Source organism: Staphylococcus sp. HMSC034G07 (genome assembly GCF_001835975.1).
In the GTDB taxonomy this organism is placed as follows: Bacteria; Bacillota; Bacilli; order Staphylococcales; family Staphylococcaceae; genus Staphylococcus; species Staphylococcus ureilyticus.
Genome location: NZ_KV826576.1, coordinates 1 through 23,741, shown reverse-complemented (window position 1 = coordinate 23,741; position 23,741 = coordinate 1). Strand labels below are relative to the sequence as shown.

General features: G+C 27.6%; 26 protein-coding genes. 6 read left to right on the top strand and 20 right to left on the bottom strand.

Translation table 11 applies throughout. From position 1 onward, the window contains the following. The 12 genes from HMPREF2586_RS12915 to HMPREF2586_RS00075 form a co-directional block, all read right to left on the bottom strand. The coding region (locus HMPREF2586_RS12915; protein ID WP_218117658.1) for a hypothetical protein at positions 1–202 on the bottom strand (202 nt) is incomplete at its 3' end. A 58-nt stretch (positions 203–260) separates the two neighbouring features. Beyond that, positions 261–452, bottom strand: a complete 192-nt coding sequence (locus HMPREF2586_RS00120) for a hypothetical protein (protein ID WP_070812563.1) — start codon at positions 450–452, stop codon at positions 261–263. A 128-nt stretch (positions 453–580) separates the two neighbouring features. After that, a complete protein-coding gene (locus HMPREF2586_RS12765) occupies positions 581–745 on the bottom strand; it encodes a hypothetical protein (RefSeq protein WP_176747361.1) in 165 nt (54 codons plus the stop codon). Positions 746–764: 19 nt separating this feature from the next. Further along, positions 765–2,456: a hypothetical protein gene (locus tag HMPREF2586_RS00115; RefSeq protein WP_070812562.1), complete on the bottom strand. Its 1,692-nt coding sequence runs from the start codon at positions 2,454–2,456 to the stop codon at positions 765–767. Between the two features lie 13 nt (positions 2,457–2,469). Next, positions 2,470–3,714, bottom strand: a complete 1,245-nt coding sequence (locus HMPREF2586_RS00110; RefSeq protein ID WP_070812561.1) for a conjugal transfer protein TrbL family protein — start codon at positions 3,712–3,714, stop codon at positions 2,470–2,472. A gap of 1 nt (position 3,715) precedes the next feature. Continuing rightward, positions 3,716–3,970: a hypothetical protein gene (locus tag HMPREF2586_RS00105; RefSeq protein ID WP_070812560.1), complete on the bottom strand. Its 255-nt coding sequence runs from the start codon at positions 3,968–3,970 to the stop codon at positions 3,716–3,718. Between the two features lie 14 nt (positions 3,971–3,984). Beyond that, positions 3,985–4,506 carry a hypothetical protein gene (locus HMPREF2586_RS00100; RefSeq protein ID WP_070812559.1) on the bottom strand — a complete coding sequence of 174 codons (522 nt, stop codon included), beginning with the start codon at positions 4,504–4,506 and terminating at the stop codon, positions 3,985–3,987. Then, positions 4,507–4,968, bottom strand: coding sequence for a TrsH/TraH family protein (gene trsH / locus HMPREF2586_RS00095; RefSeq protein ID WP_070812558.1), 462 nt, complete (start codon positions 4,966–4,968; stop codon positions 4,507–4,509). It lies immediately after the preceding gene. Between the two features lie 12 nt (positions 4,969–4,980). Then, positions 4,981–6,144 (bottom strand): CHAP domain-containing protein, encoded by a 1,164-nt coding sequence (locus tag HMPREF2586_RS12540; RefSeq protein ID WP_256324316.1) that lies wholly within the window; start codon positions 6,142–6,144, stop codon positions 4,981–4,983. A 14-nt stretch (positions 6,145–6,158) separates the two neighbouring features. Then, complete coding sequence (locus tag HMPREF2586_RS00085; RefSeq protein WP_070812557.1) at positions 6,159–8,087, bottom strand: VirB4 family type IV secretion system protein; 1,929 nt, start codon at positions 8,085–8,087, stop codon at positions 6,159–6,161. Between the two features lie 16 nt (positions 8,088–8,103). Further along, complete coding sequence (locus HMPREF2586_RS00080; protein WP_070812556.1) at positions 8,104–9,141, bottom strand: hypothetical protein; 1,038 nt, start codon at positions 9,139–9,141, stop codon at positions 8,104–8,106. Positions 9,142–9,218: 77 nt separating this feature from the next. Continuing rightward, positions 9,219–9,452, bottom strand: coding sequence for a TrbC/VirB2 family protein (locus HMPREF2586_RS00075; RefSeq protein WP_070812555.1), 234 nt, complete (start codon positions 9,450–9,452; stop codon positions 9,219–9,221). Between the two features lie 200 nt (positions 9,453–9,652). On the opposite strand from HMPREF2586_RS00075, the gene HMPREF2586_RS00070 reads away from it, so the two are divergent. Then, complete coding sequence (locus HMPREF2586_RS00070) at positions 9,653–9,835, top strand: hypothetical protein (RefSeq protein ID WP_070812554.1); 183 nt, start codon at positions 9,653–9,655, stop codon at positions 9,833–9,835. 31 nt (positions 9,836–9,866) lie between these two features. On the opposite strand, the gene HMPREF2586_RS00065 is transcribed toward HMPREF2586_RS00070, so the two are convergent. After that, positions 9,867–10,103: a hypothetical protein gene (locus tag HMPREF2586_RS00065; protein ID WP_070812553.1), complete on the bottom strand. Its 237-nt coding sequence runs from the start codon at positions 10,101–10,103 to the stop codon at positions 9,867–9,869. A gap of 63 nt (positions 10,104–10,166) precedes the next feature. Then, on the bottom strand, positions 10,167–11,159 hold the full coding sequence (locus tag HMPREF2586_RS00060; RefSeq protein ID WP_070812552.1) for a replication initiator protein A: 993 nt from the start codon (positions 11,157–11,159) through the stop codon (positions 10,167–10,169). Between the two features lie 406 nt (positions 11,160–11,565). Here HMPREF2586_RS00060 and HMPREF2586_RS00055 point away from each other — a divergent pair, with 406 nt between their 5' ends. Together HMPREF2586_RS00055 and HMPREF2586_RS00050 are read left to right on the top strand one after the other, a co-directional pair. Further along, entirely contained in the window at positions 11,566–11,838 is a 273-nt protein-coding gene (locus tag HMPREF2586_RS00055) for a helix-turn-helix domain-containing protein (RefSeq protein WP_070812551.1), read from the top strand. Continuing rightward, entirely contained in the window at positions 11,831–12,115 is a 285-nt protein-coding gene (locus HMPREF2586_RS00050) for a helix-turn-helix domain-containing protein (protein ID WP_070812550.1), read from the top strand. The genes HMPREF2586_RS00055 and HMPREF2586_RS00050 overlap by 8 nt, the downstream gene beginning before the upstream one ends. A gap of 12 nt (positions 12,116–12,127) precedes the next feature. Here HMPREF2586_RS00050 and HMPREF2586_RS00045 read toward each other — a convergent pair whose 3' ends face one another. From HMPREF2586_RS00045 to HMPREF2586_RS00025, 5 genes are read right to left on the bottom strand one after another with little or no spacing between them, the layout of a single operon-like run. Next, complete coding sequence (locus HMPREF2586_RS00045; RefSeq protein ID WP_070812549.1) at positions 12,128–12,520, bottom strand: hypothetical protein; 393 nt, start codon at positions 12,518–12,520, stop codon at positions 12,128–12,130. Between the two features lie 12 nt (positions 12,521–12,532). Next, complete coding sequence (locus HMPREF2586_RS00040; RefSeq protein ID WP_070812548.1) at positions 12,533–13,564, bottom strand: hypothetical protein; 1,032 nt, start codon at positions 13,562–13,564, stop codon at positions 12,533–12,535. Between the two features lie 14 nt (positions 13,565–13,578). After that, positions 13,579–15,687, bottom strand: a complete 2,109-nt coding sequence (locus tag HMPREF2586_RS00035) for a V-type ATP synthase subunit I domain-containing protein (protein WP_070812547.1) — start codon at positions 15,685–15,687, stop codon at positions 13,579–13,581. A 6-nt stretch (positions 15,688–15,693) separates the two neighbouring features. After that, complete coding sequence (locus tag HMPREF2586_RS00030) at positions 15,694–15,933, bottom strand: DUF3847 domain-containing protein (RefSeq protein WP_070812546.1); 240 nt, start codon at positions 15,931–15,933, stop codon at positions 15,694–15,696. A gap of 30 nt (positions 15,934–15,963) precedes the next feature. Further along, positions 15,964–16,263, bottom strand: coding sequence for a hypothetical protein (locus HMPREF2586_RS00025; RefSeq protein WP_070812545.1), 300 nt, complete (start codon positions 16,261–16,263; stop codon positions 15,964–15,966). Between the two features lie 210 nt (positions 16,264–16,473). Between HMPREF2586_RS00025 and HMPREF2586_RS00020 the strand changes: the two genes are divergently transcribed. The 3 genes from HMPREF2586_RS00020 to topB are packed head-to-tail and all read left to right on the top strand — an operon-like array spanning position 16,474 to position 22,944. Continuing rightward, complete coding sequence (locus tag HMPREF2586_RS00020) at positions 16,474–18,426, top strand: MobA/MobL family protein (RefSeq protein WP_070812544.1); 1,953 nt, start codon at positions 16,474–16,476, stop codon at positions 18,424–18,426. A gap of 18 nt (positions 18,427–18,444) precedes the next feature. Then, positions 18,445–20,772, top strand: coding sequence for a VirD4-like conjugal transfer protein, CD1115 family (locus HMPREF2586_RS00015; protein WP_070812543.1), 2,328 nt, complete (start codon positions 18,445–18,447; stop codon positions 20,770–20,772). A gap of 54 nt (positions 20,773–20,826) precedes the next feature. Beyond that, a complete protein-coding gene (gene topB / locus HMPREF2586_RS00010; RefSeq protein WP_070812542.1) occupies positions 20,827–22,944 on the top strand; it encodes a DNA topoisomerase III in 2,118 nt (705 codons plus the stop codon). 25 nt (positions 22,945–22,969) lie between these two features. Here the strand turns inward: topB and HMPREF2586_RS00005 are convergent, their stop codons facing one another. Continuing rightward, positions 22,970–23,515: a hypothetical protein gene (locus tag HMPREF2586_RS00005; RefSeq protein WP_070812541.1), complete on the bottom strand. Its 546-nt coding sequence runs from the start codon at positions 23,513–23,515 to the stop codon at positions 22,970–22,972. Between the last annotated feature and the right edge of the window lie 226 nt (positions 23,516–23,741).

The window sequence follows — 23,741 nt, the reverse complement described above, 5'->3', positions numbered from 1 at the left end:
CACTGTTTTTATAGACATCTGCAAGGACATTATAAAAACTAAAGTAATTTTTATTTATTTTGTGTAGCAAACTTTTATCACTTTCTAAATGCTTAAAAGTTTCTAAAATAGTAGTTGATATGATTTCACTTAATATATCACCAGAAATTATAATATCATTATTTTGATTAAGAACTTCATATTTAGGTTTATTCTTATACATTTTATTTCACTCATTCCTCTTAAATAATCTTTCAAAGATTTTATTAATCGTATATAAATTACAATCCAATCAAGCTAAAAGCACTATTAAATAATTGTGCTACTAGTAATCCAACCATAAAAAGTCCTATTATAATAAACATTATTAATACAAAAAACTTGGCTGTTATTCTAAATGTTTTTATAGGGTGACATATAATTAAAATTATTAATAAAATAAATATAGGTAAAATTAGTGATGTAATAGTCATAAAACCCCCCCTTTATTTAAATCTTTATAGGTTTTATTTTTATGTATATTTTATCACTCATTTACTATTTTATCAACTTTCATGTAATTATTTTTATGTATATAAAAGAGGTGACTTATAAGTCACCTCTAGGAAAAGCGCATAAAAATTGTTCCAACAAATAAAATGATACCGATACCTGATAACACGCACAGTATTAATTTCTTTTGCTTCGGTATTTCTTCACCTCTAGACATATACCAAATTGGTGCGAGGGCTAAAATTAATGCTATTATTCTAATAACTATCCACATCTATAAACACCTCATTTTATTATTCGTTTGAAATAGCTTCATCTTCTTTAGTATTTATTATATCGTTATATGTTTTCTCATAACGTTTTTCAGCATTTTCTAAACTTTCCCTCGCATTTTCTAGTTGCTTTTTTTTACTTTTTTTATCTTTTTTACTAGCTTTATCTACATCTTTTTTAGCTTGATCTACTTCATCTTTAGCTTCATCTCTTTCTTCTTTCATTTCTTTTAACTCTTCATTACTTTCTTCATAATACTGTTTAGCATTGTTCATATTTTTATATTCTTTAGAAGATGTGCCTTTTTCTTTTTCTATTTTATCTATTAATTTATCTAATTCACTCTTTTGATTAGTTAAAATATGAGATTGAGCTAATTTATTAGCAACATCTTTACGTTTTAGGTCAACTGCATTTTGCATTTCAATCACAGTTTGATAGTCTTTTTCTTGGTCAGCTATATAAAATGATAATATTTTATATTTATCATTAGCATTTATTTTTTTAAGTTGATCTACATTATCATCATTAATATTTTCGCCGATTGTATAAGCAACATCTTTATTTAGATCTAATGCTTTAGTATATTTTTTGTCTTTAACTAACCAATTCAAGTAAATCTTTTTATCTTTTTTGTTAGGAATCTTTTTATAATCAATTGCAAACATTTTTTGATGAGCCTTACTTTCATTGCCATTGACGTATTCTCTATAAATGCTTGTGATTTTATTATTAATTTTTTGCTCTTGTGCTTTTTCTTCTTTGTCTTTTGAGTTATTACTAACAATATTAGGCATTAACATTATTAAAAATACAACTAACAACATTAAAATTATAGTAATAATAGTGCTTTTAGTGGTTTTGAACATCTTATTTTTAATACCTTTAATACTAAAATCTTTCTTCTGTTTCTCACCAGTCTTTTTCTGTTGAGCTTCCTTTTTTAAATTCTCTTTGATTTGATCTTTTGGGCTTCTTTTTTCTAATTCACCCTTTTTCTTTTTCAATGGTATTAACTTTGATCTACTCTTTTTATCATTATTTAATTCGGCTTGCTTTCGTTCTTCTTCTTTTTGTTGTTCAATTACATCAATTCTATTCTGAATATTTGATTCTATATCATCAATTGAATCTGATTCCAAAACATCTTCTGCAAAATCAATTACTTCTTGATCCTTATTAACAAAATCAGCTCTTGTAGGTTTTCCAATGATACTATTCAGATTAGTAAGTCCAATCAATATCATTCTTTTTAAGCCATCTAATGACTTCGTTTTATCATAAATCTTCATATCATCATTAAATTGATAAAGCAACGCCTTAACTTTTTCGTCATTTTCTTCGGTACATAAAATAAAATTTTCTAGTTTCCACAATACTTGCATAGAATATTTATCTTGTAACTTAGCAATTTCAATTAAACTTCTAAAATAAAATAATTGCTGGTCGAACGATAAGTTTCTGATTGTATGATAACCAGATGTACTTTCTTGATGATACTTGAATTTTATATATTTACCATCTACATCAAATTGATTTACTTGAGCTAGAACTTCATTATAATTTATTTCTTCTAAAAACTTACTATAATCATTTTCTAAATCCTCTACTCTAACATGTTGATTTGAAAAATTAGTTACTGGGGCGAAGTAATTAATATCATTGCCCTCTATTTCAATTTCACCAAATCTATTTAATTTTAATGTACTCATCACTGATCACTCCTTATCTTCTTCTACCTACCGAACGCATAAATAACATAGTTGAACGTCCTGCACCAGAACTATCACCAAAGTTTTCAAGTAGTTTCGGCACTCCTAATGCTACAAACAAGAAAGCAATTCCCAACATGTAGTCAGTCACAGTTTCTTTATAATTAAATGTAACTCTAAATAAACATGCAAAACTCATTGCAATACATAGCGATTGCAACATTAAAGTTAAGACACGACTGACTACTTTTCTTAACCATAATGAAAAGAACTCCATATCTTCATTTACCATAGTTGTTATTGCTAATGGACCAACTATGAACAATATAATCATTAAAGCTAAACTATAAAATAGACTTAGTGTAACTACTATAATCATTATGCCGACAAAAGGCAGTAAAAACATTAATCCTGTAGAATCAACTAATAAAGCATTTAATGAAATTATGCTAGACATCTTACCATCTATATCTATAGACTTTAAAATTGGCGTTACTAAAAGATACTGAAAGTTTAAAATTAATTTGAAAATAGGTTCATACAAACCTATTAATACTACTGCACTTATTGTTTTAAATAATTTATCATAAATTAATTGACCGTTATAACCTATATCAGTCGCACGTGAAAGCATGATTTTACTCAATTGAAAAATTAGAAATAATGCGATTAGTATATCAGTTAGACTATTAAAAGCGTCTTTCATAGGTTTAGCAGATGGTGCATCTAAAACATCTGATGGTTTCATAGTAAACGATTTAAGTGGCTCTGTAGCAACATCAATTGTAAATTTGCCGAATTTCAACCCTAAATTTGTAATATGTTTCTGAACGTCAAAAGGATTCTTACTTTTGATTTGACCTGTTTCAGTATCAAAGTTTTCAGCTGTTTTTTTCAATCCTGCTGTAGATAAACCAGCTTTCTTTCGTTCCTTTATATAATCATCTATTTCATCTTTATATGCTTTATACAACTCACCTTTACCCTTACCAATTTTTTTGTTGGAAGAAGTCGCAATATCTGCTTTTTTATTCTTTAACTGATTTGCTAGTTCTTCATCATTTGGCAAGCTATCATAAGCCTCTTGACTACTACCATTCAATTCATTTTCTACGCCTATTCCCTTATCTTCGTCATATGTTATTTTTTTAACATCTATCTTATTTGGCTCATCTTTAGCATATGTTATTTTACTTAATGGAATGAGCATTAGTATAAATAACAGACTAATTATTACTATCTTATTAAATTTGCCCATTTCAAAGCCCTCCTAAATAATTTATAAAATCTTGAATATAAGTAAATATTGCATATACTAAAAATATGGTTATAATAGTAGCAGGTAGAAAATATTGTAATGCCAACGTCTTTTCTACCTCGCTTTTTACTCTATTTTCATAGAGTTGCACGTCTTTCTTTTTAAGATCGACGTGCTTTTCTTTTATAGGGGTTTCTATATACTTTTTTTTATATACTAAAAGCCATTTTTTTATAAGTGCTAAAAATTTCTTCATTTTACCCCTCATTTCTATTCAAACGTTTTGATGTAAAAATACCCATCTTTATTTGTTTCTAAAGTATAATTCCCATCTTTAGTTTCTGATTGTGTTTTACCATCTTTCTCATAAACTAATATATAATCATAAGTTCCTTCTATTTTTTCTGAATTTGTAAAAGATGTTTCAGTATTTAAATCTCTAACTTCTCTATTTTGTTCCACTAAATCTTTCACATTTCTTTTTAATTGTTTTTGGTTATCGTTATCTCTCATTGTAATTGCCTTATCGTAAGTTGCTTGGTCTTTCGGTGATTCCGTATCTATTATATATTCTTGCATTTTTTCATCCACATCTGACTCTATTTCACTTCTTTTTTCTGCCATCTTTATTTGTTTTTGACTATAATTTTTATCTAAAGTTGATGTTTGTTCGTTCGATTCTGAAACATCATCATTATTATTATTTGAATTACTACCAGTTAATGTAGTGATAAAGAAAATAATTATTAATAATGAAATTCCACCGAATACTATATAAATTTTTTTAGGCATTTAATCACCACCATTATAGGTTTCGCTACCAACTTCTTTTAAATTATTGACCTTGATATGACCATCTTCATTTTTTAGTTTTACTATTCCATATCTCTGGTTGTAATCTATATTTTTGGCATTATCATCAGTCTTTTTAACCTTGATATTGTACATATACTCTTTATCATTATCAGAATTTTTATATAAAGAAATATCTTCCATTTCTTTTGTTATTCCATTATCATCATACGTTTGTTTTTGATTTTTCACTGTATTTTTTAATTGTTTTGAAGCATACTCATCAAATTCACTCCATTGTTTAATATCATTTTCTGTATAACTATGCTCTAGAAAATTTTTAACAATTTTCGTTGTATTATTTGTGTTTTTTTCTGTTTCTCTGTCTTTTTTATCTTCTTGAGATGAACAACCAGCGACAACTAAAGTCAAAGTTATTATCACAACAAAAAGTTTCTTCATTTACATCACCTCTTATTTATCGTGAATAAATTGCATTTTCTTAGTATCATTTTTACTAAATTCTCTATAACTTATTACGCCTAAACCTTTAACATTAGATTCTGACACTACAATTCCACCATCTTTTTTTACTTTTTCTACAAACATTATGTGTCCATAAGGGGCAGGTGAGCCAAAATCACCAGCTCTAATTGAAGCACCTGCACCTACTTTCGGCGTACTATTAACCTTAAATCCAGCTGTTTTAGCGTTGTCTCCCCAATCAGCACCATTACCTAGTGTAGTGGGAACATCTTTTCCAATTTGATGTCTGCGTTGATGTACATACCATGTACACTGACCGTAGGGATAAGTTGGTTGTAGATTGAATTTCTTTTTATCTGGTTTCGGTAAATCACCATCAACACCTTTAATACTTTTTCCTCCAGAAGAACTACTACCACTCGACTTACCTAGTTCCTTAGGATCTTTAATACCAGCTTTTACCCATTTCACATTATCCTTGTATGCCTTATAATGCCCCATTACTTTACCTACATATTCACTTGAATGATTATATGAATGAATAGCCTTTTCCGGTGATTTATTCGCACCATCTTTTTCTAGTTTTTTAGCAGTGGCACTTAATGCGTCTGAAATTTCCATTGGATCGGCTTTGCCATTACCATTACCATCAACGCCTTCGCCACCACCTTTTTTTACAACTTTAGGATCGGTATATTCTTTTTTAGGAATATTTGCATTTCCTAATGATCCACTACAACCTCCTGCACTCCAGCCAGCCCATGTACATTTCATGAATTGCGTATGTCCTATTGCACCTGCACTAGATTCTTGTACATTACTACTGAATGCAGTTTCAACTCTATGAATACCTGCTAACAATTGCCAATCTATATCGTATTTATCAGCAATGTTTTTATATAATTTTTTAAATTCTTTAGGAACTTCATTTTGAGCATAATCACTACGAGGGTTTTGTACAGTACCACCATTAACTGTATAATCACCAGAAGCATTTTGTTGTTCTTCTTCGTCTTTTTTATGTTGTAAAACTAATACAATAGTCATTACAACAGCAATGATGATTATAATTATTCCTATGGTACTCCAACCTAGAATTTTCGTTAATAAACCTACCCCTGTTTTTGCATAATCTTTTCCGTCCCTAGCCATGCACTCACCTCAAATCAGTCAAGAAAATCTTCGTAATTCTTATCAATCCACACTTTTTTTTCTAATTCGGTTAAAATAACTTCAATCTTAACTTTTTTAGATCCTACATAAAAGAATCCTTTACCAGTATCTTCAGTTTTTTCACCACTTCGTACTTTTAAGAAGTCTTTATCTTCTTCTGAAAGCCTTAAATTTAATCTTTCGTTTACTTCATCTACTTCTTTTTCTTGCATAGGTAAATAAAGTCGTTGTACAGATTGGTCAATAACTGCTTCACCGTAGTTACGCAAATCATCTTTTGCCGAAAAGAAGTCTTGAATTGATTGAGTTGCAGATGTTACACCACAATTTAATGAACGGAACACTTTCATCATGATAAATAAGTTTTCCATTGCTACAGGTACTTTAGGATCAGCTAAATAGTGTGCTTCATCAACATATACTTGTGTAGATTTTCCATTTCCATTTAAAATTAATTTTTTAATATAAGTTAAAACGTTATAATAAACAACTCTGTTCAAATCTTTAATTTCTGTTATTTCTGATACATCAAAAGCAACTAAACCACTATCTTTAACCTCAATGTTCGTATGACCATTTAAAACGTGTGCATATAATCCAGTTACATATTTTTCAATCCCTTTTCTAAAGTTAGAAAGTCTTTCATACCTTTCCAAATTATATTTAGGGTTTTCTTTATTATTATCAATAGTTTTTTTAGCGAAACTGTCAATTAGGTTTGCTAAATCACTCAATGTAGGGAAGTCTGTAGATTTTGTTTTAGAATAGTTAAAATTATCATCATCAATGTTCATGCCAAAATCATCATATAATTCTATTAATACTTCTGATAACTCATTACTAGCATCTAATGTGAGTTCTTGATACATCAAATTGAAAGTTACCATTAAAGATGAAATATGATCTCTTAAAGGATTTATTTGTTCTTGATAATGACCACTCTCATCAACTTTAATTGATTGTGCAGGAACATCAAACATGTTTAACATGTTCCCACCTTTACTATTACTAAATTTAAACCATTGTCCTCCAGCAACTTTAAAAGGCTCACCAAATTCACCTTTAGGATCAATAACTAAAATATCATCTCCTAATGTTTTCTTTCTCATCATATCGCTAAATAAAAAGGTACTTTTTCCCGATCCAGAAATTCCTACAGTAAATTCATGCTTATTCAAAAGATTTTTAGGATTAACTTTAATAATATTACCAGTCGTTCTATTTTTTCCTACAATAATTCCACTATCATGTATAATTTCATTTTCATGAAATGGAAATAAATAACTCAAAGCATTTGAGCTTATTGTATTTGTAGACAATTCCGGTAATTTATTATTGTTAAATGGTAAATTACTATCAAATGCTTCTTTTGAACGTAATCGTGGATAAGTAACGCGACCTAATGCACTAAATTTCGTGTGTATTTGTCCCGACATACTGTCTAACTCTTCCCTACTATTAGCGATAACTGTAAGTAATATCTGCAAATCAAACATTTTTGTTTCTTTATGTGCTAACTGTTCAAGCAAAGTATTAGCACTATCAATCTCTGCTTGAGCTTTTGCTTTAATATGTGCTTTGTTTGTTTCAGAATTAACTTTTGCTGTATTTTCACTGATACTTTTTGACAATTCTTTTTCTATTTTAGAATTATCAATTTCACTATAGAAAATACTCATATTGATATTCTCACTTAATTCATTAATTTCTCTTAAATCATCAGCTTCTATTTGTGATTTAAGTGAACTAATGACAAACGTTTTAGTGTAATTATCACCTAGTTGTATATAATCTTCTTTTTCTATAATAGAATCAGGTGCTAGCTTTGAAAGAAGTGTTTCATTGACATCATATGTTTCTTCTAACGTCACTTCTTGATCTTCAATTTTCTTTTTAGGCTTCAATTTTTCAAGTAATTTCACTTTATTTCCCCCTTTCCTACATGATTTTACTTTCTCGTTTTTCTTTCCAGTACTCATTGAATCTTGCATTATCATTATCAGAAAATGTTACATAATTACCAGTTTCAACTTGATTAGCTGAAAGTAAATTAGCATTAAGATAGTCAATTGAATAATGTAATAAACTAAATAACTCATCATTATTTAAAATTTCTGCTTTTAAACTATACTGACTAGGTAACATATTCTCTACATCAGATACTAAACGCTCTGCTAATTCATCTAAAATTGCATAACTATCTTCATTCGATTTCTTTTTCTTTTTGATAATAATATACGGAGATTTAGAAACCATTTTTTTATCTCTTTGTATATCATTAGCAAATGATAAGTAACTTTCACCAAATAAGCGATCTGCTTTATCTTCACTATTATTAAAAATAACTTTACATTCTTCAATGTAGCTATCTAAACTAATAGGCGTTGTTTTTGTAGCAATTTGTATAGGGAATAAACGATAATCTAATTTATTATTAAAAGTTTCAAACCCCCTATAAACTTTTCTTTGATCGCTTAATGGTAAAGCTGTAACATTAATACAACTAACTTTTATCACTTTCGCTATATAATCTTCTGGATCAAACATTTCATAGCATTCTCTTGAAATATCATAAATACCAAATTGAGATCTAATATCCTCCATAAAATCACGCTTTCTGTTGATTTGCTTATTGTTATATTCAAATATTTTATTTCTTTTTCCGTATTTTCTTTGGTAGTTTAGATAATTTATAATTTTAACTTCTTTCCGTTCATAATCCGGTGCATTAACAGATGTTATAAAGAATACAATGATTGCTGGTGCAAATAATACAACATAGACTATAAAACCACCTGTGCTACCGAATGAATAGCCGAAGTTTTTGTATAAAAGATAAGCTATAAAAATACCAATTAAAGCAAATGGAAGTGTTATGATTATATCTTTCCATCTCAAATTTCCGACTAAATATCTATCCTTATCAACTTCTAAATCAATTTTTCCTACAAAATTATATTTATTTTCTTCAGCCATTTACTCACCTCACTTCATTTAAAACAAAAGAGAGTGAACACGTTTTTAAGGTTTCACTCTCTTTTATTGTTTTAAAGTTAAAAATAACCACTAATTGCACTAATAATCTGTCTTGCGAGGTTGATAACAACAAATGCGATGAATATCCAAACAAGCCCTGCCTTAAATTTTTCTTTACTTTGTTGAGAGCCTGTCAATGTACCTATTGCACAAACTACAATCCCTAGTATAGCAATAGTATTTACGATTCCCATAAAACCAGAAACCATATCTTTCAACATATTTTTAACTGGATCAAATAATTCTTTCATTTACATCACCCCTTTTTCTTTTATAGTATAATTTTAACATATTGGTATTATTCAATCAATCATTTTTGAGTATTTTTATAATAATTAAAAATCATTTAAATACTTTATTATAAAGCGTTTAAATGATATAATGCGAATATATAAATATGTATATTATACATATATTTTGCGATTTGTTAAATGATATAGGAGGGGTTTTATTGAAACAACGAAAAAACGAATTTAAAAGAATAAATATTAATTTGCAACAAAGAACTATTGACGATTTAGATCGTTTAGTTAAACTTTCACCTAAATTCACAACAAGAACATTTTTAATAGATCATATAATCACGCAATATTTAAAAGATGTAAAACATTTTAATCCATATTTTGATGACTAGAGTAAAAAGAACCTGTTATGAGGTTCTTTTTTTATTTTTCTTTAACAATCAATACACTATGTTTAGGTATAATTCTTAATTTTTCTAATGTTTCTCCTGTTTCTTTAGATTTAACATTAGCTTTTAATAAAAGTTCAAATTGTGTTTGGTGAACAAGGACACCAGTTATTTGGGTTTCTTTTTGATCTTTAAGTGTAATAGTAACCCTCTTATTAACCAATAATTCAAACATGTTTTTAGTATCTCTAATATTATATTCGTTACTCACTTTTAAGCACTCCCTTTGTTATAGTAAATATTTAATTTAAAAAATTATCTTTTTAAGTAATGTTTAATAATTGAAAATATTGAGTGGACTATTTTCAAAGTTTTTTCTACGCATATTTGTTGAGTGCATTTCTTCAAGTTCAGACAAAATACAACGCATCAAATACCCCTGCATTGCTTCAACGCGTTCTTGTTTTTTAACCATTGTACCTTTGAATCTTTTAAGTACTGTAAGTAATTCATTATCCATATCTTCCAGCATATACACTTCATTATGCAAATCATTAAATGAACGTTTAGCTTTTAGTATAACTGATTTAATGATTTTTACTTCTTTAACACTAAAGTTATTCATATATCTTTTAACTTGTTCAGGCATTTCTTGTAGTTCTAGTTCTTTAAGTGCTTCTTCGTCAGATTGTTGTTTTAAATGATTCGTATGATTTGTATGATTAGGTTTTGTATTTTCTGATTTGGTTTCACTTATATCATTCATATCATTCGTATCACTAAATTCAGTATTGCTTAAATCAGTATTGCTTAAATCAGTATCATTAGTGTCCGATTTTGAGATTTCTAGAGATTCTATTTTGGGATTTCTAGAGATTCTATTTTGGGATTTCTTGAAATCCGATTTTGGGACGTCATTGTCATGACAAGGTTCACTGATTATTTCTTCTTGATTTTTAATTTCATAAATATCATCTTTAGTAATTGATGGATTCTTCAAATATAATTTATTTGGTTTACCTTGCCCACATCTAATTTGATCTAACAGACCAGATTCACTTAATTCTTTTTTTATTTTTCCTAACTTAGTATTGTGAACATTTAAAATTTTTTTCAATTTTTCATTTGTGAAAATGAAAAATATATCGCCATTATCATCAAACCAATTGTTTTTTATTGATAATTCTAATCTGTCTTTTAACAAAGCGTACGCAATTTTTGCATCATTACTTAATTGCATATATTTCTCATTAGTAAAAAACACTTTTGGCAGTTGATAAAATTTTTCTCTATATTGTTGTTGAATATTAAATCTTTCTTCAGTCATAATAAAAAACCTCTTTCCGAATTTTAGTTGGTAAGAGGTAAGAATACGCTTTCACATTTTCAATCTATGGCTAACGATTTATATACTTGAATTTAATAAAAATACGTTATATAATACAAATATATCGAGAAAAGAGAAATGTATTCTTACCGAAGAGCAACTATTAGTAGTAGTTGCTCTTTTTTGTTATATAAATATCTTAACACTAATTAACTAAAAATTGAATGCGATTACTTAAATTTTATTAACTAGTACATACTTCGATATTACCATTAAAAAATTGATTTATAAAGCAAACATATATCCAATAGGATAATTTATTCCAATTTAAGATATTCTGTATCTATAGTTATATATATATAATTAGTGAGAGGGAATATATATATAATTGAAAGGATCATATCCTATGAAAAGTAATTATGAAATATTAAAATTACATAAATATATTTGTTTAGAATTAAAACATGAGCGACAAGAACAGCGCTTAACACAAGAAAAAGTAGCTTATGATTTAGGATTTCCTGCTTCTTATCTTTCTAATATTGAAAATGGAAAAAAGGATACTACTTCATTAGTAACATATTTAAAGATAGCAAATTATTATGATGTAGATATTGACGTTATTTGTAAGAAAGCTAAAGCTAAAATGAAAATAGATGAGTGTGATTTTGATGAATAAAAGAAAGTGGATGACGGATAAAGAAATTTCTAGAACATATAAATTGTTTTGCTATGAATTGGGTAATTTAAGAAAAGATAGATATTTAACGCAAGGTCAAATTGCTAAAACATTAGGCGTATCAAGTGGGTATATTTCAAAAATTGAAAATGCGAAAGTATCAAATGTTCCTTTAGAATTTTTAATGAAAATATGCAGTTTTTATGGTAAGAATTTTCAAGATATATTTGAAATAGCAGAAGAAAAAATGAGAATAGAAAATAATCAAAAAGAGTAATAGTTATCACTATTACTCTTTTGTAAATTTAAATTCCGCCCCATCTTCTCCCTCTATAGTTAATGTATTATCGTCCTCAAAGTGCAATACACCATCAATCATAGGATTGTCTTTATCAAATACATCTTCTTTTGGGGTTTCAGCATACAATCTAATATGTTTAGCTTCATCATCATCTTTATCTTTAAAGTTAAAATATTTAATTGCACCTGAATCTTCAGCAACTTCACCTGTAACTTTTACATTGTTTTTTTTGATCGTCATAGTTTCACCTATATAATTTTTAGCAAATCCATTATCAGCTTTCCATTCGCCCTGTAGTTTATCTTTACTTGTTTTACCACAAGCAGTTAAAACTAATACAACACCTAATAAAAATGCAATACCCATAAGCACTTTTTTCATATAGACACTCCTTTATAATGACATACCTCTATGTCTTTGTTGTTTTTGTTCTTTCTCTTGTATATTATCATCTTTTTGTTCTTGCTGTTTCTCATTATATTGATCTTCTTGCTGTTGAGTTACATTAGCATTAGAAACACGTTGTGAATGCTGTAATGATGAATAAGCATTTGTGTAAGAAGTGTTTCTAGAAATTTGGCTTTGCCCGTATTGTGCAGAATTATTTGTTGAAATTTGTCTTTGTATATTATCAGCGTTTGTACGTGCGTCTAAAGTTTGTTCGCCCTCTTCGGTTAAATATTGACTGTTTTTCCCTTGTTCTTCAACAATTTTCCACATAATATCTTTAGACTGTAGTTTCTCAACTTCCTTTGCTTCTTTTCGTTTGCGATCTAGTTTTTCTTCCTCTTTCTCATTAATTTGCGTTAGATCATCTTTATTATTTTTTATAAATTCATCATTGTTATCTAACACTTTTTTATTAGCGAGAATACTTTTAGTTTCATCTTGTAACTCTTCAAAATTTTCTTTATCAGTATTGCTATTTTGGAAAAGTATTTGAGATTGTTGCTGATACTCATTTTTAGTTTCATCTAATTTCTTATTGAGATTATCTTGATTTAGGATATTCTGATTTGCTTCAAATTGAGATTGATATTTTTCTTGGTCAGTCAATACATTTTTTTCTAAATAATCTAATTCTTTTAATGTTTTTAATTGGTTTTGTGTAATGTAAAAATCTTGTGAGCTGTCATTTTGAACATTGTACATGTAATAATGTTCTTGCATGGTATAAAGTTCTTTATATTTATTTAATTGCTCTTGTTTGTTCATATTTCCATATGATTCATCTAAACTATCTTTATTATAATTATTATCAATTTCATTTAATTTAGATTCTTCATTAAGGTTAATAAGGTTTTGAGATTCATCATGAATATCATTTTCACGTGAGCTATGCTCTTGTATTTTGTAAGCATTGTAAAAAGATATATTGCGAACGCTATCTCTTAAAATTCCATCTGTTTCTTTAAATTCTGCCATACATATCACCTCTTTTATTGTATATTCATACCTCTATTCACTTGCTTTTTTTCTATTTTTTCTTCCTTATCTTCTTGTTGTACTTCATTTTTATTTTCTTGAGAATTAGACGGTTTTTCTTGATGTGCATCAATTTGTTTTTGACTATTATATTTTTTTAATAAGTCATTATTTCTTAAATCATTTGCTCTATTGGTTTGTTGAATTTTATCTAATTCACCATTAGCGTTTTGCTGATAATTTTTTAAATCACTTCTAGTAATGTTGCCAATACTTTCATTGCTTTTATTAATGAATTGATTTAAGTGGTCTTGATTATCAGAAATTGTATTTAAAATTGCAGGCTTTTTAACATCAGAAACTAAATATTCTAACCTACGATTATCAACGATTTCTTTACCTAAATCATTTTCAATTTGAGAAGTTATTTTAATAGTATCTAAATTATTTTTCATATCTTCATAAGATGAATAATTTTTATCTTTCGTTAATGACTCTACATCTTTAGCAAAGTTATATAAACCTAATTTTTGTGTTTCTGTTAGATCAGCTACATCTTCACTTATTTTATGAGATTGTTCTAATAATTGAGGTTTAGCAATATTTAAAGTATTTTCTAAATAATTAGATTTTTCTTTTTTTAATAAATCTTCTTTACGGTTATTTTCATCAACAGAATTAATATAATCGTTGGACTCTTTAAATTTAGTTTGTAGTTTTTCTAATAATTTAGGGTCATTTATATCAATCTTATTATCATTTTTTTGTGATAGGTTTTTAACTTTATCAATAACAGTATCAATATTTTTAACAAACTTATTATCAGTATTCCATTGCCCTAAATCTTTAAATGTTTGTTGAATATCTTCTGCTTTAACTTTTACATTTTCAAAATGTTTTTTTACAGAATTGATTGCATTATCAATTTTTGTATTACTCATGTACGATTTTAAATCCTCTTTTAAAGTCGATTTATTTTTATCTAACCTACTAAGCGTTTCTCTATAATTATTTTCTTGTTGATCTTTTGGAAGTAAACCAATCACATTTTTTTCAAGCTCAACTGATTTTAATTTTTGTAAATTTTGTGGAGTGCTTTTTATTTCTTCACTATAATCAATATAATTAGGTACATGCTTACCATATTCAGAAAAATATTCATCATCAATTTCTTCCATTTTTAAACGAATATTACTATATACTTTTGCATTTTTTATTAAGTCATCTGAATACTTTTCATTAGGATTAGAAATATTATTATCTTTCAAATACTGATTAAAATCTGTATATTTATCTTTTAAATATTCATGATAATTTTCAGAAGCAAACTCATAATTTTCTAATTCTCTTTCTATTTTATGAATATCTTCGGAGGAGTTTTCAACTATATTAACAGCTTTATCTTTATATTCGTCATATTCAATTTCTAGTTTATTATTTTTTGTAATACTACCTATAGAGTTGTTGGATTCGTTATTATTTTCAATGTTTTTCATTTCTTTATAATCATCTATTTCTAATCTTTCATCATTTTTCTCAACGAAATTTTGATAATCAATTACATAATTATTGTTTTCTCGTTTGAATTGTAAATACACATTTTCATCTAAATTTGGATTATCTAATGTCATATCAAAGTCATCAAATTCATATAATTCAATAGAATCTGAATTAGTAAGTTTTGTAATAAGATTCTCAACTTTTTCAATATCTTGATATTCTTTGGAATCTTTATCTATCTTTTCTAAAATATTTTCAAAGTCATTTTTTATATTTTCATGGTATTGATAATTAGCCAATTCTTCAGCTTCAGAAACATCATCAATAGTTGGATCATCTCTTTGTTCTTGACGATATATAGCTCTATCTTCTGGATCCATATTTTCTTCTAATTTTCTATGCTCTAGTGCTGAAATAGGTACTTGTATATCTAAATATTCTTCATTTCTATTTTTGCTATAACCTGTATCTTCTATAATTTTAAAATACTGATCTCTTAATTTAACATTATCATTAATGTTTTTATCGTTTCTTCTTAAATCTGCAATTTTTTCGCTATAACTTCTTGTATTTTCTTCGTTACTATATTCAAATCGAGTTGTTTCAGGCATATTTTCTGCCATAAATAACTACCCCTTTTTAAATTTATCTGGTTTATTTGCATTTATATAATTCGCAAAAATTTTAAGTAATTCTTCCGTTTCATCTGGATCTAAATTTTCTGTTTCAAAATACTTTTCCAACAAAGCCCCTTTTCTTATTAATCTATGTGCTCTTTCTTTACGGTCATTATTCTTTAGTCTATTTTTTTGTAATTTAGCTCTTTCAATTTGTGCTTCTGTTTTTTTAATATTTTTAAAATCGTCCATAAAATCACTTCAATCATTTAGAAAAATGTATTATTTATTTTCATTATTTTCTTCTGTATTCTCTTGTTCATTTTCTAGGTCATTAGTATATGTTATATCTTCGTCTGTATTTGCATTTGAATTATTGTTATATTTATCAATAATTTCATCAATAACTTTATATAGATCATCAACAGATTTTGTTTCATCAATATCAATTTCTTTTAAGATATAGTTTCCAATATCAATTGCTACTTGTTTTTCTTGTTGTTCCTTTTTTTGCTTTAATTCTTCGATTTGCTGTTCTAGTTTACTTAATTTATTAATATCTGTTTTTTTGATTTTAGCCATTTTAAAACTCCTTTTAAAACTTTATTTATTATACATTAATCGTAACACATTACATTGGAAAAGTCATCACATTATGGTATAATATAACCAGTTCGTAAGACACTGCCCATTTACGCACAAAATTATTTTGTGCATTAAAATGGTCAACCGTTATAGTTCGAACGGTTGTTATAGTTCCTGCAGGGGCAAATAAAAAAAGGAGGTGTTATCATGGAAAAAGGTTACTTTATGTTAAGCGTTCAACATATTTCAAGAGATACAAAAAATATTGTTGCTAGTGCTTCTTATCGTTCTGATGAACAATTATATAGTGAACGTACTGATGAAAATATTAAGTTTAAAAATCATGTTGTTAAACCAGAATCCATGATATTAACTCCTCAAAATGCACCTAGTTGGGCTAGTGATAGAGAAACTTTATGGAATGAAGTTGATAAAGTTGAAAAGCAAAATTCAAAAACACAATCACCAAGATTAGCAACAGAAGTTTTAATTTCATTGCCTAATGATTTAGATAGAGAAGTACAAACTGAAATGACAAAAGACTATGTAAAAAGTGAATTTGTTGATAAAGGTATGGTTGCAGATATATCAATTCATAGAGATGATATTAATAATCCTCATGCACATGTTCTTTTAACTACAAGACCTTTTAATGAAGATCAAAGTTGGGGTAAAAAATCAATTAGTAAATATAGATTTGACGAAAATGGCAATCATATATTAACAAAAAGTGGAAATAAATCACGTGAAACAGTAAGATTTTCAGAATTTGATAAAGAAAAAATGAATCAAATCAGAGAAAATTGGGCAAATAAATTAAACTATTATTCACAAAGAGAGCAAAGTTTAAGACAATACGACCACCGTTCATTTGAAAAACAGGGTTTAAATAAAATAGCAGAAATTCCATTAACACAAGAAGAATATAGACTAGAACAAAGAGAAAAAAAGCGTTGCGAAATAGCTGGCGAAACTTACGAACCTATTACTTATTACGCACAAAAAAATGAACAAATTAGAAGATATAATCAAGGCGAAGTATCTCAAATTTATACTGATGAAGAAAAAGAAAAAGCACAAAAAGAAATCAATTTATTTGTAAATAAAGCTAATCAATTAGTACGCGAAGATGAAGAAAGTTACAAAGAAATTAAAAACCGTTATAAGCATGATGTTGGTTATGTTGAAGCCAAAGAAACACTTAAGAACATGTTTAATAATGCTTCTACATTTGGTCGTAAAATTCAAAATGATATTGAAAAAAATCAAATCGAAAAATCTTATTGGAAATATATAGCAGATAAAGTTGATAATGATGATGAATATAAGAAAGATATTTTAAATCAAGGTTATAGTCTTGAACAATATGCAGAAAAAATTCAAAATAGATTTTCAACATTACTTGAAGAAGAAAACAATTTAGAGAAAAAAGAAGCAAAAAGACAGTCAATTTATAATTCAGCTAAGAAAGTATTTGATACTGAAATAGAAAAAAATAATATTATCGTACAACAAATGTACCCTACTACACATAACCAATTTAATAATGATGAAAAAGCATTTATTGTACAAGAAGCTCATAAAGGAAATATTATATCAGCACCTAATGTACAAAAATTATTTAAAGAATCAGATAGTATACCAAGTAATGTTTTAATGAGAGATAGTTATGAAAAAGCAAGTAAAGATATATTCTTTAGTCAACAAAAACTTAAAAACTTAAACCAAGATAGTCCAGAATATTTTGTAGAAAGTACATTTATTGAACAAAGAAAAAATGAAATTCAAACATACAAAGAACATATAGATGATGATTTATTAAACAATATAGGACAATCAAATTATGAAAAAGTTAAGGATCAATCACCAAATGAAAAAGTACAATTAATGATTAAATTAGATAGATATAACAATGTTCCAACTGAAGAAGTAATCAACAAGCACACTAAAGATTTATATCAAAACAAACAAAGTAATAACGAAAAACATAAGCAAGAGCAAGATAATACTCAACAGAAAGATAAAGTGATGAGAAGTCAAAAAGTTGATTTAACACAATTTTTATCATTCTATGCAAATGAAATGGAACGTGGCAATCAACAAAAACCAAAAAAACGTAAAAAGAAAAATCAACAGCAAGCCAACAATTATCATTTATAAATAAAGGGGTATGATACTATGCCAGAACTATTTTTTAGTGGTCGAAAACTTAAAAAGCATTGGCAAATTAGTTTTTCAATTTTAGCAATTATAGCATTATATATCACACATATAATCAATATATTTTTAGGCGTTATTTTTAATAAAGATGTATCACCTAAGTTAGATTTTAGCAAAGTAAATGAGAACTTATTTAGTTTTAAATATGTAACAGTCCATATGATAGATCAATTTAATTTGTTCACTATCTTTCTGATTTTTGCAGTTGTTGTATTCGCCCTATTCTATTTAATGCAAGGAATTTTATTTGAAGAAAAAGGATATTCAGAAGCAGATGAAGTAGGCTTACATGGTACAGCTAAGTGGGGAGATCCTAATGAATTAAGAAATGGTGAAACATTTGCTAAAAACAAAGATAGTAAATACAAGAGCTTGAATTTTTTGAATAAATTAACTAAAAACAAAAAATATGAAGCTAAAATTGAAGCCTTAAAATATAACTTAAATATGGAAAGTGGTTATGTTCTAGGTAAAGTACCTCATGAAGATAAATTATTAATAATGCAAGATGATACAGACATAGCAAACCAAAATGTATTAGTTATCGGCTCGTCTGGTTCCGGTAAAACTCAAAGCTATGTACTGCCGAATATTATTAATGTAAAAGACAAATCTATCATATCAGTAGACCCTAAAGGTGAATTAAAAACATTAACTGCTCAAATGAAAAAAGATCAAGGATATAAAGTTTATCAAGTCGATTTTTTACATTTCAAAGAAGCAAGATATAATCCTCTGTATTATGTAGAAAACGAATTACAAGCCAAAACAATCGCTAATACTATGTTTACTAATGTTCAAGATGGTGGTAGTGGAAACTCATTCTTTAAAGATTCAGCTACGAATATTCTGGCAGCATTAATAATATATGTGAAAGTTGAATATGATAAAGAAGAAGCTAATATGCGTAAAGTTATAGACGTATATAATGAATATGTTCAAGATGAGGAAAAGTTTAATGATTGGGTAGATACTTTTGATAAAAGCCACCCTGCCTATGACTATATGATAGCAATAAAAGATTTAACTGATGTAACTCGTAAATCTGTTACAGCAACTTTAAATACTTGTTTTGATATATTCAAAGTGCCAGAAGTACAAGAAATGACATCAACAAGTGATTTCAACTTTGAAGATTTTATTGATGAAAAAAGTATTTTATATGTAAAACTTTCAATGGAAGATGATACATTTGCACCTTTAACATCAGTATTCTTTTCACAAATGATTAGCGTATATTATGATATTGCTTCTGAAAGTGAAGATAATAAATTAAAACGAAAAATAGCAATGTTCCTTGATGAATTTGCCAACATAGGTAAGATAGGAAAATACGCTAAAACATTAGCAACTTGTCGTGGATTAGGTTTAAGTATGCACACAATCATTCAAAACAAAGCACAGTTAGAAAAGAAAAATATGTATGGTCATGATGAAGCTAAAGAAATTTTAAGTAACCATGATTCTAAGCTATTATTACGTGCAGATAGAACAGATACCACGACAACAGAATGGATAAGTAAGTCATTAGGCGATACAACAATTTCACAAAAGAAAAACGATATGACGAAAAGTAAAGGCAATATATCTAAACAAATAGGCGATAATTATATGAAACGACCTTTAATGACACCCGAAGAAGTTTCAGCATTGAGTAATGATGAATGCTTACTATTAGTTAGTGGTTGCCAACCTTTAAAATTAGAAAAAGCATTTCAATATAGCGTATATCCAGACATGTTGACGGTAGGAACAGATAAAGGCTTTGAATATAATTATGATAATATACGTTCTGATCTAGGTTATACAGACCCAGTAATTGAAGATAACCATTATGAATATAAAGAGAAAATATCATTTTCAAATTATAGACAATTACAGAAACAGAAAGAAGCAGAAGCAGAAGCTACTAAACAAAGAGAAGCAGAGCAGACAGAAGAAAAGCAACAAGAACGCCAACAAGAACAATCTAATGAAGCAAATGATAAATTTAATAAACAGTACGAAAATTCAGTTGATAAAGATAAAATTAAAGAAGAATTAAATAATATGAGTGAAGCAGAACGACAAGAAAGTTTAGATAGTCTAAACGAATTTAATAGTGGTTTCACTCCCGAAAGTAATAAAGTAAATGGTGTATCATTTAATGAATTGAATGAAGAAACACAAAACTCAATTGTTAATAAATCAACAGAAAGCGTAAGCGTGAATTTAGGTTTAAGTGAAAAATTAAATGACAAAGAAAAAGAAAATAAAGAGAAAAAACAGAAAGAACAATTATTTTAAGAGGATAGGGTGATATTAGAATATCACCCTATTATTAAAAGGTGGTTGTATATTATGAAAACAGTTATTTTAGCAGAAAAACCGTCACAAGCAATGGATTATGCCAAAGCATTAGGAATTAAGCAAAAACAAAGTGGATATATCGAATTAGACAGCGATATTGTAGGTAACGCTATTGTTACTTGGGCAATTGGTCATTTAGTAGAAATGAAAACCCCTAAAGACTATAAAGAGCCTATTAATACATGGAATATAAATAATTTACCTTTCTTCCCTAGCCAATATGAATATGGTATAGCAAAAGGAAAGCAAAGCCAATTTAATGTAGTTAAAAAATTACTCAATGAAGCCGATACGATTATAAATGCAACTGATTATGGTCGTGAGGGATCGAATATATTTTATTCAATTTTAAGATTAAGTGGCGTAAAAAATAAAACCATTAAACGCTATGCTAACAGTTCATTAGTGCATGAAGATATTAGAAAGAAATTTAAACAGTTAAGTGATAATCAAGTTGACTTGAATATGTATCAAGAAGCAAACGCTAGACAAATTAGTGATTATTTAGTTGGTATGAATTTAACTTCGCTATATAGCAATATTTTTAGAAATAAAGGTATTAATGAAACTATTTCAATCGGACGTGTACAAACCCCTACCCTATTTATGATTTATGAAAGACAGAAAGAAATTGAAAATTTTGTATCAGAGCCTTTTTATGAAATTAAAGGTCATTTTACAGCTGAACATGGTCAATATGAGGGTAAAGCAAAAATAAAAACTAAAGATCAGTCAGAAATCAAAAAATTATATGAACAACATCAATTAAATAATGCAAATAAAGGTAATATACAAAAGTTAGAAACCAAAGAAAAGCACCAAAAATCCCCTAACCTATTCTCATTATCTGGTTTGCAGAAAAAAGCTAGTCAGTTATTTAAGTTCAATTCAAAAGAAACTTTAAATATCGCTCAAAGTTTATACGATAAAAAAATACTAACTTATCCACGAACAGACACACCAGCAATTACTCAAAGTGAATTTGATTATTTAGTACAAAAACTAGAAGCATTAAAATCAGCGTATCAAATGGATTTTAAAACAACGTATACTGAAGCAAGAAAGCCATATGTTGTTGAAACAATAGAAGAACATCACGCTATTATTCCTACATCAAAAATACCATCTGAAAGTGATTTAAAAGCATTAAATGATAAAGAACGTAAATTGTTAAATTTAGTGGTATCTACTACCCTATCCATTTTTGCGAACGATTATATCTATAATGAAACTAAAGTAGAAACGAATGTAAATGAATTAGTATTTTATTCAACTGGTAAAGTTGAAAAAGATAAAGGTTGGAAATCTTTATTTAGCAATAATAATGATACAGAAAAAGAAGAAACGACTAAATTACCTCAACTAACAGAAAATGAAGAAGTTGAAGCAAGAATTGAACAGACAGAAGGCAAAACACAGCCCCCTAAACCATTTACAGACGGACAACTTATAGCAATGATGGAAACAGCAGGAAAAACATTAGACGAGCAAGAAGATCAAGCTATAATGAAAGAAGCAAACGGTTTAGGTACAGAAGCCACGAGAGCAGACATTATTCAAACATTGATTAAAAGAGAATATATTAAAATATCAAAAAATCGTTATTATGTAACACCTAAAGGGGAAATGCTTTGTACAGCAGTTCAAAACACCTTATTAGCAAGTCCTAGCATGACAGCTGAGTGGGAAAAACGTTTAAAACAAATTGGAAAAGGACAAGCAGATAAAGATTCGTTTATTTCAATGATTAAGAAGTTTATAGAAAAAGAATTATCACTTAAAGAAGAAAAGCAAGAAAATGCTAAAGTTGGTAAATTAGCAAGCGAGATACAACAGGCAAACGATATAGGTAAGTGTCCTAATTGTGATGACGGACAAATACAAAAAAGAGGAAAAGTATATAAATGTAATCGCTGCGATCAAATTTTCTTTAGCAACTTCTTTAAAAAGAAATTAAGTGAAAATCAGATAAAAGAGTTAATTTTAAATGGTAAGACTAAGAAGAAGTTAAAACTACCTAAAAAAGATGGTGGCACATATGAAGCATATCTAACTTTAGAAGATGATAGTAACAAAGGTATAAAAAGATATGCAGTATCATTTAAATAAAAAAAGCCCTAAATATAGGGCTTTTTTATTTACTCAAATGAATATAACGTTGTTCTTTTAGTTCTAACAGTAGAGCCTTATATTTTTTTAATGAAACACGATTAAATGATAAAAATATAATTGGCAAAATATAGGCAAATAGTGATACCAATAATCCAGCACCTAATACATAGAATATCAATTTAGAGTTTTCAGGATTCTGTAAGGAATTATTCTGTAATTCTTGTACGCCATCTTGTATTTTCTCAGTAGGATTATCACTATGTTTCATATGTTTAAGTTCATAATTCAATGCCCCTTGATGAAGTATATTTTCTTTTTGATAGGTATCATTTATCATTGGCAAAAACCATAAAGTTAATGAAATAGAGATTAATCCAGCAACAATGAAAATAGAAGTGAAAATTCTCATTATGTTTTGGGATTTAGTGTTAATAAAATCATTTAATTCATCAATTGCTAATTTAAAAAATTCATCTTTGTTTTCATCTTGAATTTCTTCCAAATAATCATCAACATTATGATTTTTAGATAAATCATCACTCATGTTTTCTAGTCTATTAGAAAGCAAAATAACTCCTCCTTTGTAATATTCAGTTACAGTAATATTATACCAATACAGAAACAAAAAGTCCATAAATAATACATATATTTTTTAGTAAATTCATTGATATAAAAATGATTAATTGAATAATGATACATCAAAAATGAATGAAATAAAGTCATATTTTCTACCATTCACACAAAACAAAAAGGAGTGAGTCTAATAGCCATTGATCCAAGCTATTAGGCTCACA